Origin of the sequence: Undibacterium sp. Ji42W (assembly GCF_049340405.1) — a bacterium.
Lineage (GTDB): Bacteria > Pseudomonadota > Gammaproteobacteria > Burkholderiales > Burkholderiaceae_D > Undibacterium.
In genome coordinates this window covers 1-542 of sequence record NZ_JBMPOV010000049.1, presented here as the reverse complement: position 1 = coordinate 542, position 542 = coordinate 1, and the positions used below count along the sequence as shown (strand labels likewise).

General features: G+C 53.0%; 1 protein-coding gene. It reads right to left on the bottom strand.

The window, feature by feature from the left end; translation table 11 throughout:
- Window positions 1-542, bottom strand: a 542-nt coding sequence (locus ACO0LG_RS29535) for a peptidase dimerization domain-containing protein (RefSeq protein WP_423032191.1), incomplete at both ends; no start/stop codon positions are given.

The following is a 542-nucleotide window of genomic DNA, read 5'->3' as shown; positions in this document are numbered from 1 at the left end:
CACCTTGGTGGCTTTGCGTAAATCTTCCAGACTCAAACGCTCATCTGCACGTTTGGCATGGGACTCCAGCACGGTACGTGGCCCTGCGCCATAAATGACACCAGGTATGCCCGCTTCCGAGAACAGGCGCACATCGGTATACAAAGGCGTACCCAGTGCAGGAATCGCTTCACCAAAAACCTCTTCACCATGTTTTTGTATCGCTTCCACCAGAGGCGTATTCCCCGGCAACGGGCGCATGGAATTTGCCAGCAAGATGCGTTTGACATCCACGCTGATGCCTGGCAGTTCAGATGCTGTGTCGCTGATGACTTTGCGCAACGTCGCTTCGACTTCTGCCGGATTTTCTTCCGGTATCATGCGGCGGTCAAGTTTGAATGTGACGCGGCCTGGGATGACATTGGTATTCGTGCCGCCCTCTATCGTCCCCACATTCAGGTAAGGGTGGGTAATGCCCTCGACTTTCGATGTGACTTGTTTGTAAAGGGTGTTTTGCGCATACAGGGCATTCAAAATTTTCACTGCTGCCTGCAAGGCATCGA